Below are 17276 nucleotides of genomic sequence, written 5' to 3' on the forward strand. Positions count from 1 at the left end.
GTTCACGCGACTGACGCGACCGATGCACGAACTGCTCATGCTGCCGGCGTGGAGCGCCTGCTCGAGAGCTATCGGGCCCTGCCCCGGGCGGCGATGGTGCGACTGGCGAAGCCGACCTCGAACCTGTTCCGGTCGCGCGACCGGGTCGATGCGCGGGGCCTCGACACGTCGGGGCTGACGCAGGTCATCTCGGTCGACCCCGCGGCACGGACGGCGGACGTGGCCGGCATGTGCACCTACGAGGACCTGGTCGCGGCGACGCTGCCGCACGGGCTGGCGCCGCTGGTCGTGCCGCAGCTGAAGACCATCACGCTCGGCGGCGCCGTGACCGGCCTCGGCATCGAGTCGACGTCGTTCCGCAGCGGGCTGCCGCACGAGTCGGTGCTCGAGCTCGACATCCTCACCGGCACCGGCGAGGTCGTGACCGCGTCGCCGACCGAGCACGCCGACCTGTTCCGCGCGTTCCCGAACTCGTACGGCACGCTCGGCTACGCCGTGCGCCTGCGCATCGAGCTGGAGCCGGTGCAGCCGTTCGTCGCCCTCACGCACCTGCGGTTCCACGCCGTCGCCGACCTCATCGCCGCGATGGACCGCATCGTCGAGACCGGCAGCCTCGAGCGAACCCGCGTCGACTACCTCGACGGGGTCGTCTTCAGCGCCGACGAGAGCTACCTGTGCGTGGGCGTGCAGACCGCGGCATCCGGACCCACCAGCGACTACACCCGGCAGCGGATCTACTACCGCTCCATCCGGCACGACGACGGCGCGACGCACGACCGCCTCACGATGCACGACTACCTGTGGCGGTGGGACACCGACTGGTTCTGGTGCTCGCAGGCGTTCGGCGCGCAGCATCCGCTCGTTCGCCGGCTCTGGCCGCGGCGATACCGGCGCAGCAGCGCCTACTGGAAGCTCATGAAGCTCGAACGACGGTTCGACATCGGAGACCGCATCGAACGGCTCAGGCGGCGCCCGCCACGCGAACGCGTCATCCAGGACGTCGAGATCCCCATCGAGCGGACCGCGGAGTTCCTCCACTGGTTCCTCGCCGAGGTGCCGATCGAGCCGATCTGGCTGTGCCCGGTGCGGCCGCGCGACGACGCCGGCTGGCCGCTGTACCCGCTCGAGCCGCACCGCACCTACGTGAACGTCGGATTCTGGTCGACCGTGCCGGTCGGCGCGACCGAGGGCGCGACGAACCGGCGGATCGAGCGCGAGGTCGGCGAGCTCGGCGGGCACAAGTCGCTGTACTCCGACGCGTTCTACTCGCGCGAGGAGTTCGACGCGCGCTACGGCGGCGCGACCTACCGCGAGGTGAAGCGACGGTACGACCCCGATTCCCGGTTCCTCGACCTCTATGCGAAGGCGGTGCAACGACGATGACGACGTTCAAGGAACGAGAGCCGCGCCAGGCGAAGACAACGGATGGCGCGACGACGACGGATGCCGCCAAGCGGGCGGGTGGCGCGAAGCAGGCGGATGCCGCGAACCGGACGGATGACGCGGGCAGGCTCACCCTCGCCGAGATCCTGGAGCTCGTCGCGGGCGGCCGGCTCCCGCTGAGGTTCACGGCGTACGACGGCAGTTCCGCCGGCCCGCCCGACGCTCCGCTCGGCATCGAGCTGAAGGCGCCGCGCGGCACGACCTACCTCGCCACGGCGCGCGGCGACCTCGGCCTGGCCCGGGCGTACATCGCCGGCGACCTCGAGATCCACGGCGTGCACCCCGGCGACCCGTATGAACTGCTCCGCGCGCTCGCCGACGAACTGGTCTTCCGGATGCCCTCGCCGCGGACGATGGCGCAGATCATCCGATCCATCGGCGTGGAGCACCTGCGGCCGATCGCGCCGCCGCCGGGGGAGGCGCCGCCGAGGTGGCGACGCGTCGCCACGGGCCGCCGGCACAGCAAGGCGCGCGACGCCGAGGCCATCCACCACCACTACGACGTCTCGAACGCCTTCTACGAGTGGGTGCTCGGGCCCTCGATGACCTACACCTGCGCGTGCTACCCGCGGCCCGAGGCATCCCTCGACGAAGCGCAGGAGAACAAGTACCGGCTCGCCTTCGACAAGCTCCGGCTGTCGCCCGGCGACCGCCTGCTCGACGTCGGCTGCGGGTGGGGCGGCATGGTGCGCTACGCGGCACGCCGCGGCATCCGGGCCACGGGCGTGACCCTGTCGGAGCAGCAGGCCACCTGGGCGCAGCGCGCGATCGACGAGGAGGGCCTGGGCGAGCTCGCCGAGGTGCGCCACGGCGACTACCGCGACATCGCCGAGACCGGCTTCGACGCGGTGTCGTCCATCGGCCTGCTCGAGCACATCGGCGTGCGCAACTACGCCAAGTACTTCCGCTTCCTGCAGTCCCGGCTCCGCGACGGCGGGCTGCTCCTCAACCACTGCATCACGCGCCCCGACAACCGGTCGGAACCCTCGACCCACGGCTTCATCGACCGCTACGTCTTCCCCGACGGCGAGCTCACCGGTTCCGGGCGCATCATCACCGAAGCGCAGGATGCCGGCCTCGAGGTGCTGCACGAGGAGAACCTGCGCCCGCACTACGCGCTGACCCTGCGTGACTGGTGCGCCAACCTCGTCGAGCACTGGGACGAGGCGGTCGCCGAGGTCGGCCTGCCGACGGCGAAGGTGTGGGGGCTCTACATGGCGGGGTCGCGGCTCTCGTTCGAGCGCGGCGGGATCCAGCTGCACCAGGTGCTGGCAGTGAAGCCGGACGACCGCGGCGGCGTCGGCGACCTGCCGCTCCGGCCGTGGTGGACGGCGTAGTCGGCGGCGACGAGCAGCGGATGCCGCATCCGCACGTCTCGACATGACGGAGCGGTGGCTCCTACGCTCTGACCATGGACAGGACGCGCCGGCGCGAGGAGCGCGCTCGGGGCGCGCGCTGATGGGATTCGCGCTCCCCGGTCGGGGTGTCGTCCTCGGTGTCGCCTCCCTCGTGCTGAAGGAGGGCGCGACCATCGCGAATGCGCTCGCGGTCGTGCACGCCGCCGTCGACGCCGGCGTGCTCGCGATCGACACCGCGCGCGCCTACGCGACGGTCGACGACGACGCCGCGGGCGAGCGCATCGCACAGGCGGCGCGCCTGCAGCGGCCCGAACTGCCGATCATCACCAAGGCCGGGCACTTCCGGCTCGGTCGCGCGGCGTGGGACTCGGACACCAGCGCCGAGCGCGTCCGCGCCGACGCACTCCGGAGCCGCGAGGTGCTCGGCGCGCCGCCGTCGCTCCTGCTGCTCCACCGGACCGACCGGGTCGACGACCTCGAGGCGTCCGTCCGCGAACTCGCCGCGCTGCGCGACGACGGCGTCGTCGAGGCGATCGGCCTGTCGAACGCGACGGTCGAACAGCTGGAGCGGGCGCGGTCCATCACCACGCTCGACGCGGTCGAGAACCGCTTCGCCCTGGGGATCGACGCTGCCGACGAGTACCGCTCCTGCGTCGACGCCGGCATCGCGTTCCTCGCCTATGCGCCGTTCGGCGGCCCGAAGGCCGATCCGCTCGCGACGCACGTGCCGCGCGTGGCCGCCGTCGCCCGGGCGCGGGGCGTCTCGGTGCATCGCGCCGCACTCGCCGCGATGTCCGACGCGATGCCCGGCGCCTGGCCCGTGATCGGGTCCACGCGAGTCGATTCGGTGCTCGACTCGATCGCGTCCGCCGATCTCGAGGTCGACGACGGGCTGCGTCGGGCGTTCGAGGGCGACCTGCGTTCGCGCGGGATCGCGCTCTAGTGGGCTCGAGCACCGTTGGCGATATCCGCCAACGATCACGCCTCTGAGCCTAGGTTTCCTCATTTCTCCCGACAGACTTCCGCCGATCGGACGCATGGAGGAGTACACCTGACCCATCCCGAACTCGTCGCATCAGTACTGGGGGGTCTCATGCGCTGGGTATGGTTCAGGCTCGCCGCCGCGATCGTCGCGATATCGGGCATCGTCGCCGGCCTGCTGGTCAACCTCGATCGCGCGTGGCGCGAGAGCCACGACGTCAGCGACGTGCTGGCGAACTACTTCAGCATGTTCACGATCGTGTCGGCCGTCTTCAGCGTCATCGCGCTGACGGCGGCGGCGCGATGGATGCTGCGGCATCCCGGCACCACGCCCGAGCCGATCGGCTTGGCGATGGCGCTCGCCGCGGTCACCGGACCGGTGATCCTGCTCGGTCTCGTGTTCAACGTGCTGCTGCGGGGCGACCCGCCGCCGATCGCCGCGACCGATCCCGCGTGGGTGACGTTCATGGACTCCTGGGCCACCGAGACGCTGCACGTGGTCCTGCCCGCCTACTTCGTGCTCGACCTGCTCTTCGCCGACCGGGTCCGCGGGCTTCCGTGGTCGGCCGTCACGGTCATCCTCAGCTACCCGCTCGTCTGGACGGCGTACACGATGATCCGCGGTGAGCGGGTCGCCAACCCGGACGGCAGCGCGCCCTGGTGGTACCCCTACGGGTTCCTCGACCCGAACACGGCAGGGTACGCCTCGACGCTCACGTACATCGGCGGCATCCTGTTCGCGTTCGTGCTGCTCGGCGTCGCGATCATCGGAATCGGCCGCGCTCGCGAGCGGCACGCCGCCATCGGGCCGCCCCGGGCGCGGCCGCGCATTCGGGCGCTGCACGTCTGAGGGCCAGGCAGGAGCGTCCGCGCCGGGGCGTGGTTGAGTATCACCATGGAGATGCCGACGTGACGCAGCACGAGATCCGCGCGGTCGACGCGGCCGACACGGACTCGATCGTCGACGTCGCGGTCGACTCCACCCTGTTCGCCGCGGAGGACGGGGACTTCGTCCGGCACATGGTCGCGCACTACCTCGACGCCGGCGCCGCGGACGGCCAGCGCATGCGGGTCCTCGAGCTCGACGGGCGCATCCGCGGAGTCGTGTATTACCAGCCGAAGGTCGCGGCGCCGGGCGTCTGGGACCTCACGATGATCGCCGTGCCGAGGGATGCGCACGGCAACGGTCACGGCACGGCCCTCATGCGACACGTCGAGGCCGAGTTGGCCGCCGAGGGCGAGCGGCTCCTCGTCGTCGAGACGTCGGCGACCGACCAGTTCGTCGCGACGCGCGGGTTCTACCGGAGGCTCGGGTACGCCGAGGTGGCGCGCGTTCCCGACTACTGGAGCGACGGCGACGACCTGGTGCTGTTCCGCAAGGACCTGCGGACGTGAGTGCACGACCCTGTCGGCCGACGGCGGGGTCGTGCATGCTGGTGCGATGCAGGAGCGCAGCGGCGGAGGCGGTCGGCGGCTGATCGGACAGGTCCGCACGGCCGACGACACGGCACGCGTGACGACCTTCGAGCTGTTCTTCGACCTGGTGTACGTGTTCGCCTTCACCCAGGTCAGTCGGCTGATGGCTGAGACGCACTCGGCGTTCGGCATCCTGCAGGCGCTCATCGTGCTCGGCCTGCTCTGGTGGACCTGGTGCGCCTACAGCTGGCTCGCGAACCAGGCGCCCGCAGACCAGGGGGTCCTGCGGCTCGGCATGAGCGTCGCGATGATCTCGGTGTTCGTCATCGCGCTCGCCATCCCCGAGGCGTACGAGGACCTGCCCGGCGGATGGTTCGGTCCGATCGTCCTCGTCGTCGCGTACACGATCGTCCGTCTCGTCCACATGGCGCTCTACCTCGTGGCGGCTCGTGGCGATCGTGCACTCGCGATGCAGGTGCTGCGCACGCAGGCCGTGGCGATGGCCCCGGCCGCGATCCTGCTGCTCATCGGTGCGCTGATCGGCGGGGCCGCGCAGACCTGGATCTGGCTGGCCGCCTTCCTCTGGGACGTCGTGCTCACGTACGTCAGCTCTCGCGGCGGTGGCGGGTGGCGCCTCTACTCGCCGGGGCACTGGGCGGAACGATACGGCCTCGTGGTGATCCTCGCCCTCGGCGAGTCGATCGTCGCCATCGGCGTGGGCGTCGCCCGCGAGCCCATCGACGGAGCCATCGTGCTCGGATCGGCACTCGCCGTCACGCTCGCGATCCTGCTGTGGTCGGCGTACTTCGCGCGCATCGCGCCGGCGGGCGAACGTGAGCTGGAGCGGCGAGCCGAGGCTGCGCGGGTGGTGCTCGCACGCGACGCGTACACGTACGCGCACTTCGTCGTCGTGGCCGGCATCATCCTCGCCGCCCTCGGCGTCGAGGACGCGATGGCGCACATCACCGATGCCGAGCCGTTCGGCTGGTTCGGTGCGGCCGCGCTCGGCGGCGGCATCGCCGTGTACGTGCTGGGCACGGTGGTCTTCGCGCGCGTGGTGGGCATGCCCTGGCAGTGGATCCGGATCGTGGCCGCGCTGGCGATGGCCGGAGCCATCCCGCTGCTGGCGATCGTCACCCCGATGGTCGCGCTCGCTGCGGCGGTCGTGGTGGTCGCGCTCTCGCTCGCCGCGGAGGGCGGGCGCCGCGCCCGGGCGCGAGCACGATGGGGTTGAGCACCAGCGAGACGACGATCACGCGGCCGCCCCGTCGCGCATCGACAGCGGCAGGTGCGGCGCGGTCGCGACGTCGAGCCAGTCCCAGAGCTGCGCCTGGCGTGACGCCACGAGCGTGCTCGAGGCGGCTCGCGTGACCCGGCCGATCTCGACGTACCCGCCGTGCAGGTCGGGATGGGCGTCGCCGAGCGCGAGCTCGACCGCGTGCCGGGCCGACCGCGCGGGCGTGGTCGCTCCGGGCAGCACGCTCATCGCGGGCATGAGCCGCCGCCACACCCAGTACATGTGGCCGGGCATGTCGCGCCCCAGCCCGGCACCCGCGACGAGGCCCGGATCGTAGGTGTTCAGCCGTCGCCCATCGGCCCCGAGCCGGCTCGCCCACGGATGCGAGAGGGTGACGAGGGCGAGCTTGCTCGTCGCGTAGGCGACGCCGCCCTGCTCGCGCTCGTCGGCGAAGCGCTCGGCGCCGGTCGCTGCCGGCATCGCACGGGCGAGCTCGGCGGGCGGTTGCCACACGGGATCGGGAACGAGGTTGAACGAGTCGCGCCTGCCCCGGTGCGTCGACGAACCGAGCAGCACCGCGTGCCCGTCCGCCGCGAGCAGGGAACGGATGCCGCGCAGCAGGAGGTGCTGTGCGATCACGTTGACCGTGAAGGTCAGCTCCCACCCCTGCGCGCCACGGCGACGGCGGTCGGTGTACTGGGCGCCGGCGTTCAGGATCGCGGCGTCGAGGGCGCCGACGCGACCGTCGGCGATGAGTCGCCGGATCTCGTCGAGCGCGGCGGCGACCGAGTCGAGGTCGGCGAGATCCGCGCGCACCGCGTGCGCATCGAGACCGGCGCGCGTCGCCACGCCGATCGCGTCATCGACGCGGGTCGGATCGCGCCCGACGAGCACGAGCCGCGGCCGGGCCGGATGCCGCGAGAGGTGCTCGAGCATGCCGGCGCCGATGCCGCTCGTCGGTCCAGTGAGCAGGACAGTGGGGGTGATGTCACTATGTGTCATAAGGTCACGATAAGCGATGTCACAATGTGACACAAGAGTAGGATGCCGCTATGCCCCGATGGCCCGAGGACACCCGAGCGAGACTCGTCGACTCGGCGTTCGCGCTCTTCGTCGAGCAGGGGTACGCGAACACGACGGTTCACCAGATCGCTGCGCGCGCCGGCGTGACGTCGCGCACCTTCTTCCGTCAGTTCAGGGACAAGGACGAGGTGCTCTTCGCCGACGACGACGAGCTGCTGCCCCACCTGATCGCCTCGATCGCCGGCGTGCGCGACGCGGCCGACGCGGGTGCGATGATGCGCCTCGCCCTCGGCGACCTCGCCGATCGCTTCGAGTCGCAGCGATCGCGGCTGGGACAGCGCCAGCGCATCATCGAGCACGACGTCGGCCTTGCAGGCCGCGAGCTCGCGAAGCAGGCGCGCTGGCAGCGGGCGGTCACCGAGACGCTCTGCGAACGGGGGTTCGAGCGCGAGGATGCGGAGATCCTTGCGGCGATCGGCTTCGCGCTGTTCACCGGGGCGCTGCACGAATGGCTGGCGACCGAGGACTCCGACACGCTCCGTGATCACGTCGAACGCCGGTTCCCGCGTGTCGCCGACGCGATGGGCCGGCCGGTGCCCGGGGCGGCCGGTCGCTGAGCCGCCCGCGCCGGGTGATGCGACGACCGGTCGTGGCGAGGAGCCCCGACGATCGCACGCGGCCTCGAACGCTCGCCGTTCGCGGCGTGCTGCGACACCGATCCTCAGTCGTCGGCGGGTCGCCCGCCGTCCGGCGGCGACGCCTCGAGCTGTGCCCGGACCGCCCGGTCGACGTTGCCGTGGAGGTGCTCGGCGCCGATGCGCTCGAGGGCGCCGTCCCGTTCGAGCGCGGCGCGGACGGACTTCTTCAAGCGCGCCAGGCGCAGGGTGATCCCGGAGTCCTCCGCGAGGGTGACGACGTCGTTCATCTTGGCGCAGCCCTGCGAATCGATGAAGTTGATGCCGGCGCAGTCGAGGACGACGCCCGTGAGCTCGGGGGTCGAGTGGATGATCTCGCGGATCCGGTCCTCGAGCGCGTCGGAGGTCGCGAAGAACAGGCCGCCGTCCATCCGGATCACCACCACGCCGGGGATGCGCTCGTCGCCCGGGTACTCGCTCACGTCGCGGAAGACCTGGGTGCCCGCCTGTCGGGCGAGCGTCGCGATGTTCGGGTGGGTGGCCACCCAGACCAGCCAGAGGAGCGACAGGCCGATGCCGATCATGACGCCGGCCAGCACGCCGAACGCCAGTGTCCCGAGGATCGCCGCGACGGCGACCCAGAAGTCGAACGGCTGGACGCGGGCCAGGCGGCGCATCTCGGGGATGTTGATCATGCCCATCGCCACGGCCTCGATGATGAGCGCGGCGAGCACCGGCTTCGGAAGCGCCGAGAACAGCGGGGCCAGGACCAGGAGCGTCAGGAGCACGGTGACCCCCGAGGTGAGCGACGCCAGCCCCGTGCGCGCGCCGGAGTGGTCGTTGAGCGAACTCGCCGACAGGCTCGTCGAGACCGGCATCCCCTGGAAGAGCCCCGCGCCGGTGTTGGCCAGCCCCTGCGCGACCGACTCCTGGTCGATGTCGACCTGATAGCGGTGCCTTGGCCGCGAACGTCCTCGCGTCGCCGGCCGTCTGCGAGAAGCCGATGAGGACCAGCGCGACGGCGGCGATCGCCACCGTCGCCGCGTTCTCCCACATCAGGGCGAGGTCGGGCACCTCGAACGAGGGCAGCCCCCGCGGCACGTCCCCGACCAGGGCCACGCCGCGGTCGCCCAGGTTCAGCAGCGCGGATGCGAGCAGGCCGCCGACGACGAGGACGAGCGCGCCGGGGAGGCGCGGCGCGATCCACCGGACGCCGAAGACGACGACGAGCGAGGCGACGCCGACGATGAGCGTCGCGAGGTGCGTCTCGTCCAGCGTGCCGAACCACGACCACAGCTCCTGGAACGAGTTCGCGCCGCTCGCCTCGGTGCCCGTGAGCTTCGGCAGCTCGGAGATGATCACGTCGATTGCCGCCCCGAACAGGAACCCGGTCACGACGGCGCGTGAGAGGAACTGCGCGATCCATCCCATCCTGAGCAGGAAGAGGATGAGGAACAGCACGCCGGACGCGAGCGTGATGCCCGCGACGAAGGACGCGATGTCGGCCTGGTCGGTGAGGCCGGTGACCAGGACCGCGCTCGCGGCCACGGCGGCGAGGGCCGAACTCGGCCCCATGGAGATCTGTCGGCTCGTTCCGAAGATCCCGTACAGGATGGCGGCGGCCGCCGCCGCGTACAGGCCGTTCTGCAGCGGGATTCCGGCGATGCCCGCGTACCCCAGGTTCTTCGGCACGATCAGGGCAGCGACCGTCACCCCGGCGATGAGGTCGCCGCGCAACCAGCGCCGGTCGTACGTGCGGATCCAGCCCAGGATCGGGACGAGGCCGGCGGCCCCCCGCCGCCGGCTCATGCTGCCTCGCGCCTTCTCGACATGCGGCCGCACCCTTCCCCCCGCGTCCGACGCGCACCGGGATGCCCGGGGGTGCGCCGGTCGGCGCGCGCGGTCGAAGCGGAGGACATTGTGCCACCGGCATGACCGAGACGGTAGAGGCCGCCGGCCCCCGGGCCGATGCCCGCTCGCCCGCGGGTTCCCGATCCGCGCGGTCTGCCGCTATTCGAGCAGCTTGCCCGCGACCGACACCTCGCGGTCCATGAGTGCGGCGATCTCCTCCGGGATCGGGGGGATGGCCTCGCGCGTGACGCCGGTCGAGGGCGACCAGACGAGGTTCACCTGCAGCGCGGCATCCGTCTCGGGGTGGTCGGAGCGGTTGTGGCATCCGCGGGTCTCGCGCCGCTCGAGGGCGGCCTCGAGGGTCGCGCGGGCGGCCAGCGCGGCCGACTTGAGGTCGAAGGCGTGCGCGAGGTCCTGGTAGCCGGCGAGGTCGGGGTGCACGCCGATGTCGGCCATGCGGGCCTCGATCGCGTCGAGCTCGGCGAGCCCGGCGGTGAGGCCCTGCTCGTCGCGCACGACGCCGGCGTGCTCGGTCATGGTGTTCCGGATGGCGCGCTGCAGGGCGCGCACGTTCTCCGTGCCATCCGCGGCGAGCAGGTCGGCGATCTCGGAGCGGGCCGCCTCGATCGCCGAGGCCGAGCGCTTCTGGGCGGGCAGGGCCGCCGAGTAGGCGGCTGCCGCGCGGCCGACGATGCGTCCGAACACCAGCAGCTCGATGAGCGAGTTGCCGCCGAGGCGGTTGGCGCCGTGCAGACCGGAGGACGCCTCGCCGATGGCGTACAGGCCTGGGACATCCGTGCCGTGGTCGTCGGGGCGCACCCACACGCCGCCCATCGAGTAGTGCGCGGTGGGCGCGATCTCGATCGGCTGCGTCGTGATGTCGAGCATCTGCAGCTCGAGCATCGTCTGGTACACGCGGGGGAGGTGCTGCATGATCGTCTCTCGGGGCAGGTGGGAGACGTCGAGCCAGACACCGCCATCAGGGGTTCCGCGGCCCTCCTTGATCTCGGTGTAGGCCGCGAGGGCCACTCGGTCGCGGGTCGAGAGTTCCATGCGCTCCGGGTCGTACTTCGACATGAAGCGCTCGCCGAGGGCGTTGGTGAGGATGCCGCCCTCGCCGCGGGCCGCCTCGCTGATGAGCGTGCCGGCCGCGTTCTCGGGCTCGAGGATGCCCGACGGATGGAACTGCACGAGCTCGGGGTCGCGCACCCGGCCGCCCGCCTCGACGGCGAGGCGCCACGAGTCGCCCGTGTTCTCGTCGCGGCGCGACGACGTGCGGCGCCAGATGCGGTTGTGGCCGCCCGCGGCGAGGATGACCGCGTCGGCGTGGATGAGGTAGCGCGTGCCGTCGTCGAGGTCGAAGCCGTAGGCGCCGAACACCGCGCCGTCGTCGTTCACGAGGATGCGGGTGACGTAGACCGTGTCGAGGATCGGCACGTGGAGCTGCGCGGCGCGGTTGACGAGGGTGCGCTGGATCTCGAGGCCGGTGTAGTCGCCGGCGAATGCGGTGCGGCGGTAGGTGTGGGCGCCGAAGAAGCGCTGCGAGATGCGGCCGTCCTCCTCGCGGGCGAAGGGCATTCCGTAGCGCTCGAGGTCCTGGATGCCGCGGGCCGCACCCTTGGTCACGGTCTCGACCGTGCGCGGGTCGGCGAGGAGGTAGCTCTCCTTGAGCGTGTCGGCGGCGTGCTGCTGCCAGCTGTCGTCGGGGTCCATGGTCGAGAGGGCGGCGTTGATGCCGCCGGCCGCGAGCGACGTGTGCGCGTCGGACTTCGATCGCTTGCCGAGCGCGAGCACGTCGACGCCCGCCTCGGCGAGCTCGATCGCGGCGCGGAGGCCCGAGCCGCCGGTGCCGATGACGAGCACCGTGGTGGAGAGCCGGCGTTCTGGAGCGGAGGTGGAAGCAGGCATGGATCCCACGCTAGGTTCGCCGGTTGCATCCGTCCAATGCATCTTCAGCCTGCCAAAGATGCGCGTAGGCTATCGATATGAACCTCGAGCAACTGAGGTCGTTCGTCGAGGTGGCGCGCTTCGGCAACTTCACGCGCGCCGCCGAGGAGCTCTACCTCGCCCAGCCCTCGCTGAGCCGCCAGATCGCCGCACTCGAGCAGAGCCTCGGCGCTGAGCTGTTCCACCGCGCGCGCGGCGGGTCGACGCTGACGGCCGCGGGGGAGACGCTGCTGCCGCTGGCCCGGCGCATGCTCGCCGACGCCGACTCGGTGCGGCGCGAGCTCGCCGAGCTCGCCGGCCTGGAGCGCGGCCGCGTCCGGCTCGGCGCGACGCCGACGCTCTGCATCAGCCTCGTCGCCGAGGTCCTCCGCGCGTTCCACGCGGCGCATCCGGGCATCGAGCTGCATCTGTCGGAACAGGGCTCGCGGGGCCTGCTCGACGAGCTCGGCAGCGGCGAGCTCGACCTCGCGCTGATCGTCACCTCGGATGGCACCACCGCCGAGCGCTTCGCCGTGACCCCGCTGCTCGTCGAGGAGCTCGTGGTCGTGTCATCCGCCGCCCTGCCGCCGATGACGGATGGCGACGCCGTCGCGCTCGCCGAGGTCGCGCGGCTCCCGCTCGTCGCGTTCAGCACGACCTACGACCTGCGCGGTGCGACGGATGCCGCGTTCCGCTCCGCGGGCGCCGAGCCCGAGGTCGTCCTCGAAGGCGCCGAGATGGACGCCGTACTGCGGTTCGTCGAGCGCGGGCTCGGCGTCGCGATCGTGCCCGCGATGGTGTTGGTCGACCGGCCCGGGCTCCGGTCCGTTCGTCTCGAGGCGCCGAAGCTCGAGCGCACCATCAGCCTGGCGCGGCCTGCGGACCTCGCGATGACGGCCGCGGTCGACGTCATGCAGCGCACGATCGCCGACACGGCGACGGCGTTCGCGGCGAGGGCGGGAGCGACCATGCGCATCGCCGACTCGGGGTCATGAGGCCGCCGCGGTCACGCAGAATCGAACTGTGACGTCGCCGGCCGCTGAGTTCATCGATCGGACCCTCCGAGCCGAGGCCTCCGAGTGGCGCGCCGATGCCGACGCGGAACGCATCGGCGGAGGTCTGCGGTTCTACGGCGCATCCGTCGGCGCGGTCCGCGGCACCGTGCGCGACGCGGACCGGCGGCATCCGGGGATGACGCACGACGATGTCACCGCGCTGGCGTCGGAGCTGTGGTCCGCGCCGGTGTACGAGCGCCGACTCGCGGCGATCGTCCTGCTGCAGCGGCACGTCGGGATGCTGCGCGGGAACGACCTGACCCGCGTCGAGCAGTTCCTGCGCGATGCGCGCGTGCCGCAGCTGGTCGACCCGCTGGTCGGTGACGTGATCCGTCCGATGCTCGATCGCCTGGCTGGCGCCGAGGCGGTTCGAGCGCGTCGGGTCGTCGAACGTTGGGTGAGCGAGGACGACCCGACGCTCCGCGCGGTCGCCTCCGGGCTGTGACCGGGTGTCGTGCGGACGGCGCCCTGTCAACGCCGTAGCGCCGTCCCGGAGCGCTGGATACGCTGGGCCGAGGCCGAACGAGAGGACATCGCATGACGATCAACGACGACGACATCACCCTCGAGCCGGGCGCCGAGGGCGAGGGCGAGGCCGACGGCGGCGCCAACCCCGAGGGCCACGACGGGGGTGCCGACGGCTCTGCGGCCGGCGGCGAGGGCGTCGCCGACGGCGGCGCGAACCCCGGCGGGCACGACGGCGGTGCCGACGGCTCCGCCGGCGCGGGCGAGGGCACCGCCGACGGCGGCGCCGACCCCGAGGGCCACGACGGCGGCGCCGACGGTTCCGCGTAATGAGCGACCCGGAGCGCGGGCCGGTCACCCGGCCCGCGCTCTCACGCTGCATCCGCGTCTCGGCTGAGGAGTTCGCCGACCGGCACTGGGGTCGCGAGCCGCTCCTCTCCACGGCCGACGAGCTCGCGCGCGGGTTCGACGACCTGTTCTCGGCATCCGCCGTCGACGAACTCCTCACCCTCCGCGGCGTCCGCACCCCGTTCATCCGGATGGCGCACGAGGGGTCCGTGCTCGCGGCATCCGCGTACACCGGATCGGGCGGCTTCGGCGCCGAGATCGCCGACCAGGTGTCGACGGACAAGGTGCTCGGCGAGTTCGCGGGGGGCGCCACGATCGTGCTGCAGGGCCTGCACCGGCTGTGGCCGCCGATCATCGACTTCACGCGTGCGCTCATCGACGATCTCGGGCACCCGGCCCAGGTGAACGCGTACGTGACCCCGCCGTCGTCGCAGGGGTTCGAGCCGCACTACGACACGCACGACGTGTTCGTGCTGCAGATCTCGGGCGAGAAGCACTGGCGCATCCACGCCCCCGTGCACGTCGATCCGCTGCGCACCCAGCCCTGGGACCGGCACCGGGCCGCGGTCGCCCGCGCGGCCACCCGCGAGCCCGCGATCGACGCGGTGCTGCGACCGGGCGACGCACTGTACCTGCCACGCGGGTGGATCCATTCGGCGACCGCGCTCGGCGCGACATCCGTGCACCTGACGGTCGGCATGTCGGCCTATACCCGCGCCGACGTGGTCGACGCGCTGCTGCGCGACGTCGGCGACCACCCCGCCCTGCGCGCGTCGCTGCCGCTCGGCATCGACGTCCACGACCGCGACGCGCTCGCTCCGATCGTCGACGAGACGGTGCGGGCACTCGTCGAGGCACTGCAGCGGTCGGATGCCTCGGGGCCGGCCGCCGTGCTCGGCCGCCGCTTCGACGGCGAGACCCGTGCGGAGCCGCTCGCCCCGCTCGCGACCCTCGACGCGATCGAGGCGCTGGACGCGGCGACCCGCGTGCGGTGGCGCCGCTCGCTTCCGGTGCGGATCACCACCGCCGACGGCCGGGTCCGAATCGTCGCCCGGACGAAGACGCTCTCCCTCCCGGTCGAAGCGGAAGCAGCGATTCGCCGGCTCGCCACGGGCGACGTCGTCACGCCGGGCGAGCTGCCGGGGCTCGATGTCGAGAGCGCCGTGGTCGTGGTGCGCCGGCTGCTGCGCGAGGGAATCGTGGTGGCATCCGGGTGACCCTCGCCGTCGAGCACTGGGCGCCGTGCAGCGATCGCGCCCGCGAGCGGCACGATCCGCTCGTGGGCACCGGACCGCGCGGGCTGCGCTGGTTCCTCATCGAGGTCCCGGCCGGTTGGGGACGCAACGCGCTCCTCGACGCCCCGTTCGACCGCGAGCTCGGGCGCGCCCTGGTGCGGCGCATCGAGGACGCCGGCATGCGTCCGCTCGCGATCCGCCGCACCGGCCGCCGCGACGTTCCCGGCGCCCAGCGGTGGGCGATCGTCGACTCGCGTCCGGGTCATGAGCGGGTGACCTGGGGCGAGGTGCCGGATGCCGCGGCCCTCCTCGAGGTTCCGTTCGACGGGTCGACCGGCACCCCGTCGTCGCGTCCGCTCTACTGCGTGTGCACCCATGCGCGCCATGACCAGTGCTGCGCGGTGCGCGGACGGCGGGTGGTGACCGCGCTCGCCCAGGCGCGCCCCGAGGAGACGTGGGAGTGCTCGCACCTCGGCGGCGACCGGTTCGCGGGGACGATGGTGGTCTTCCCGCACGGCCTGTACTACGGGTACGCCGACGACGGCGACCCGGTGCGCATCGCGGACGCCTTCGACGACGGGCGGATCGTGACCGAGCGGTACCGCGGCCGCAGCTCGCTGTCGCATCCGGTGCAGGCCGCCCAGCACTACGCGCGCGAGCGGTTCCACGACGACCGGCTCGACTCGTTCCCCCCGATCGCGGAGGCGGCCGAGGAGGCCGACGGAACGGGCTGGCGGGTGCGCCTCGAGGGGGCGCGCGGCGTCGTGGTCGTGGAGCTGGACGAGACGCGCTCCGAGCCGATGCTGTCGACCTGCGCCGCGACCCGCTTCGTGCAGGTGCGCCAGTACGCGCTCCGGTCGATCGTCGCCGAGGGGTTCGATCGCGACTGACGCGGAGCAGAGTCGAGGGCCTGCCGTGCACGTGCGGTTGTACCGTGGATCAGGCGTCACCACCGACGGTCGACGTGAGGGGGCGCGCGAATGGGCACGATCATCCACCAGCCCGCCGGCCAGGTGATGGCGGGGCACGCGGTCGGCATCCTGCTGCTCAACACCGGGTATCCCATCATCCCGGGCAACGTCGCGAATGCGTCGACGTACTCCTATCCCGTCCGGTTCGCGGTCGTCGAGGGCGCCGACAGTCCCCGGCTCATCGGTGGCGATCCGACGCTCCTCGAACCCGTGCTCGCTGCCGCACACGGGCTGGTCCGCGACGGCTGCCGCGCGATCGTCGGGGCGTGCGGGTACTTCGCCCGCTTCCAGCGCGAGCTCGCGGAGGCGCTGCCGGTCCCGGTGTTCCTGTCGAGCCTCTGCCAGGTGCCCATGATCCTCGGTGGCCTGCAGCCCCGGCAGCGGCTCGGCATCCTGTGCGCGAAGGCGAGCAGCCTCGATCAGCGGATGCTGACGGCGGTGGGCGTCCGCGAGGACGCGCCGATCGTGGTGGCCGGCATGGAGCACAGCCCGGGGTTCCGCGGCGCGATCCTCGAGGACCAGGGCTGGATGGACCTGGACCAGGTGCGGGACGAGGTCGTCGGCGCCGCGGTGCGGCTCGCGGCGGACCACCCCGACATCGGCGGCCTGCTGCTCGAATGCAGCGACATGCCCCCGTACGCGACGCAGGTCCAGGAGGCCACCGGCCTTCCGGTCTGGGACTACCTCACGCTCATCGACTGGATCCATTCGAGCGTCGTGCGTCGAGGGTACGACGGCTTCATCTGACGAGCCGGAGCCGCGAGCCCTGTCCCTGCGATGACGGAAGCCGTCTTCCCGACACGTCCGGACGAGCCTCGCGGGCGACCACGGACGTCGCTCCCACTGGACTCGCGGGTTCGCGGCGCCGCGACGCACCGGCCGTCGAAGCACGATCCCGAGCCGTGCTCGCGATACCGTGGCCGCACGCACCTCGATCGAGCAAAGGAGCCATCGTGGCCGGTCCCCGCCCCGGAGGAGTCACCCTCGTCGCAGTCCTCGCCTGGATCTCGGGCGCACTCCAGGTCCTCACCGGCATCCTGATCCTCCTCGCCGGGGAGGGCGGCGCCACGGTCGCCTGGGTCGCCATCGTCATCGGCGTCATCACGATCATCGTGAGCCTCGGGTTGTTCCGCGGGAACAACGCGGCGCGCATCATCGTGGCGATCATCTTCGTGCTGAACCTGATCTCGGCGATCTTCACGATGTTCCTGTACCCGGCGCAACTCTGGTCGGCGCTCATCGCGGCGGCCCTGGCGCTCATCGGGCTGGTGCTGCTCTTCTCGCAGCGCGCGAACGAGTTCTTCCGCGGCTGAGGGCGAGTCCGACCGGGGC

17 protein-coding genes and 1 pseudogene are annotated in these 17276 nt (G+C 72.1%); 14 read left to right on the plus strand and 4 right to left on the minus strand.

Annotation, left to right across the window (positions count from 1 at the left end; all coding sequences use genetic code 11):
• The first annotated feature begins 48 nt into the window (after positions 1 to 48).
• From ACULK2_RS03175 to ACULK2_RS03200, 6 genes are all read left to right on the plus strand, one after another.
• Positions 49 to 1383, plus strand: coding sequence for an FAD-binding oxidoreductase (locus ACULK2_RS03175; RefSeq protein ID WP_445969018.1), 1335 nt, complete (start codon positions 49 to 51; stop codon positions 1381 to 1383).
• A complete protein-coding gene (locus ACULK2_RS03180) occupies positions 1380 to 2780 on the plus strand; it encodes a class I SAM-dependent methyltransferase (protein ID WP_445969017.1) in 1401 nt (466 codons plus the stop codon). The genes ACULK2_RS03175 and ACULK2_RS03180 overlap by 4 nt, the downstream gene beginning before the upstream one ends.
• 121 nt (positions 2781 to 2901) lie before the next feature.
• Positions 2902 to 3744, plus strand: coding sequence for an aldo/keto reductase (locus ACULK2_RS03185; protein ID WP_445969016.1), 843 nt, complete (start codon positions 2902 to 2904; stop codon positions 3742 to 3744).
• Positions 3745 to 3894: 150 nt separating this feature from the next.
• Positions 3895 to 4632 (plus strand): Pr6Pr family membrane protein, encoded by a 738-nt coding sequence (locus ACULK2_RS03190; RefSeq protein WP_445969015.1) that lies wholly within the window; start codon positions 3895 to 3897, stop codon positions 4630 to 4632.
• A 59-nt stretch (positions 4633 to 4691) separates the two neighbouring features.
• Positions 4692 to 5177 carry a GNAT family N-acetyltransferase gene (locus ACULK2_RS03195; RefSeq protein WP_445969014.1) on the plus strand — a complete coding sequence of 162 codons (486 nt, stop codon included), beginning with the start codon at positions 4692 to 4694 and terminating at the stop codon, positions 5175 to 5177.
• Positions 5178 to 5223: 46 nt separating this feature from the next.
• On the plus strand, positions 5224 to 6432 hold the full coding sequence (locus tag ACULK2_RS03200) for a low temperature requirement protein A (protein WP_445969013.1): 1209 nt from the start codon (positions 5224 to 5226) through the stop codon (positions 6430 to 6432).
• Positions 6433 to 6450: 18 nt separating this feature from the next.
• Here ACULK2_RS03200 and ACULK2_RS03205 read toward each other — a convergent pair whose 3' ends face one another.
• Positions 6451 to 7437, minus strand: coding sequence for an SDR family NAD(P)-dependent oxidoreductase (locus ACULK2_RS03205; protein WP_445969012.1), 987 nt, complete (start codon positions 7435 to 7437; stop codon positions 6451 to 6453).
• A gap of 50 nt (positions 7438 to 7487) precedes the next feature.
• On the opposite strand from ACULK2_RS03205, the gene ACULK2_RS03210 reads away from it, so the two are divergent.
• Positions 7488 to 8075 (plus strand): TetR/AcrR family transcriptional regulator, encoded by a 588-nt coding sequence (locus ACULK2_RS03210; RefSeq protein ID WP_445969011.1) that lies wholly within the window; start codon positions 7488 to 7490, stop codon positions 8073 to 8075.
• Positions 8076 to 8179: 104 nt separating this feature from the next.
• Here ACULK2_RS03210 and ACULK2_RS03215 read toward each other — a convergent pair whose 3' ends face one another.
• The 3 genes and pseudogenes from ACULK2_RS03215 to ACULK2_RS03225 all read right to left on the minus strand — a co-directional run bounded on the left by ACULK2_RS03215 (position 8180) and on the right by ACULK2_RS03225 (position 11852).
• Positions 8180 to 9031, minus strand: a complete 852-nt coding sequence (locus ACULK2_RS03215; RefSeq protein ID WP_501044986.1) for a SulP family inorganic anion transporter — start codon at positions 9029 to 9031, stop codon at positions 8180 to 8182.
• Positions 9032 to 9110: 79 nt separating this feature from the next.
• A pseudogene (locus tag ACULK2_RS03220) lies at positions 9111 to 9902 on the minus strand (SulP family inorganic anion transporter); the annotation flags it as partial.
• A 201-nt stretch (positions 9903 to 10103) separates the two neighbouring features.
• Complete coding sequence (locus ACULK2_RS03225; RefSeq protein WP_445969010.1) at positions 10104 to 11852, minus strand: L-aspartate oxidase; 1749 nt, start codon at positions 11850 to 11852, stop codon at positions 10104 to 10106.
• A gap of 77 nt (positions 11853 to 11929) precedes the next feature.
• Here ACULK2_RS03225 and ACULK2_RS03230 point away from each other — a divergent pair, with 77 nt between their 5' ends.
• The 7 genes from ACULK2_RS03230 to ACULK2_RS03260 all read left to right on the plus strand — a co-directional run bounded on the left by ACULK2_RS03230 (position 11930) and on the right by ACULK2_RS03260 (position 17257).
• Entirely contained in the window at positions 11930 to 12865 is a 936-nt protein-coding gene (locus tag ACULK2_RS03230) for a LysR family transcriptional regulator (RefSeq protein ID WP_445969009.1), read from the plus strand.
• Positions 12866 to 12893: 28 nt separating this feature from the next.
• The gene (locus tag ACULK2_RS03235) at positions 12894 to 13370 is read left to right on the plus strand and encodes a DNA alkylation repair protein (RefSeq protein WP_445969008.1); all 477 of its coding nucleotides are present in this window, start codon (positions 12894 to 12896) and stop codon (positions 13368 to 13370) included.
• Positions 13371 to 13462: 92 nt separating this feature from the next.
• The gene (locus tag ACULK2_RS03240; RefSeq protein WP_445969007.1) at positions 13463 to 13720 is read left to right on the plus strand and encodes a BatC protein; all 258 of its coding nucleotides are present in this window, start codon (positions 13463 to 13465) and stop codon (positions 13718 to 13720) included.
• Entirely contained in the window at positions 13720 to 14955 is a 1236-nt protein-coding gene (locus ACULK2_RS03245) for a cupin domain-containing protein (protein WP_445969006.1), read from the plus strand. The genes ACULK2_RS03240 and ACULK2_RS03245 overlap by 1 nt, the downstream gene beginning before the upstream one ends.
• Positions 14952 to 15863, plus strand: a complete 912-nt coding sequence (locus ACULK2_RS03250; RefSeq protein ID WP_445969005.1) for a ferredoxin family protein — start codon at positions 14952 to 14954, stop codon at positions 15861 to 15863. The genes ACULK2_RS03245 and ACULK2_RS03250 overlap by 4 nt, the downstream gene beginning before the upstream one ends.
• Before the next feature lie 90 nt (positions 15864 to 15953).
• On the plus strand, positions 15954 to 16691 hold the full coding sequence (locus tag ACULK2_RS03255; protein ID WP_445969004.1) for an aspartate/glutamate racemase family protein: 738 nt from the start codon (positions 15954 to 15956) through the stop codon (positions 16689 to 16691).
• Positions 16692 to 16897: 206 nt separating this feature from the next.
• On the plus strand, positions 16898 to 17257 hold the full coding sequence (locus tag ACULK2_RS03260) for a DUF7144 family membrane protein (RefSeq protein ID WP_445969003.1): 360 nt from the start codon (positions 16898 to 16900) through the stop codon (positions 17255 to 17257).
• Positions 17258 to 17276: the final 19 nt, after the last annotated feature.

Source organism: Agromyces molybdatiresistens (genome assembly GCF_052748445.2).

What these genes read in the sequence shown, in the direction of transcription:
- ACULK2_RS03205 (WP_445969012.1), bottom strand. Translation starts at nt 7,437, where the DNA reads ATGACACATAGTGACATCACCCCCACTGTCCTGCTCACTGGACCGACG.
- ACULK2_RS03190 (WP_445969015.1), top strand. Translation starts at nt 3,895, where the DNA reads ATGCGCTGGGTATGGTTCAGGCTCGCCGCCGCGATCGTCGCGATATCG.
- ACULK2_RS03245 (WP_445969006.1), top strand. Translation starts at nt 13,720, where the DNA reads ATGAGCGACCCGGAGCGCGGGCCGGTCACCCGGCCCGCGCTCTCACGC.
- ACULK2_RS03185 (WP_445969016.1), top strand. Translation starts at nt 2,902, where the DNA reads ATGGGATTCGCGCTCCCCGGTCGGGGTGTCGTCCTCGGTGTCGCCTCC.
- ACULK2_RS03240 (WP_445969007.1), top strand. Translation starts at nt 13,463, where the DNA reads ATGACGATCAACGACGACGACATCACCCTCGAGCCGGGCGCCGAGGGC.
- ACULK2_RS03200 (WP_445969013.1), top strand. Translation starts at nt 5,224, where the DNA reads ATGCAGGAGCGCAGCGGCGGAGGCGGTCGGCGGCTGATCGGACAGGTC.
- ACULK2_RS03255 (WP_445969004.1), top strand. Translation starts at nt 15,954, where the DNA reads ATGGGCACGATCATCCACCAGCCCGCCGGCCAGGTGATGGCGGGGCAC.
- ACULK2_RS03210 (WP_445969011.1), top strand. Translation starts at nt 7,488, where the DNA reads ATGCCCCGATGGCCCGAGGACACCCGAGCGAGACTCGTCGACTCGGCG.
- ACULK2_RS03180 (WP_445969017.1), top strand. Translation starts at nt 1,380, where the DNA reads ATGACGACGTTCAAGGAACGAGAGCCGCGCCAGGCGAAGACAACGGAT.
- ACULK2_RS03225 (WP_445969010.1), bottom strand. Translation starts at nt 11,852, where the DNA reads ATGCCTGCTTCCACCTCCGCTCCAGAACGCCGGCTCTCCACCACGGTG.
- ACULK2_RS03230 (WP_445969009.1), top strand. Translation starts at nt 11,930, where the DNA reads ATGAACCTCGAGCAACTGAGGTCGTTCGTCGAGGTGGCGCGCTTCGGC.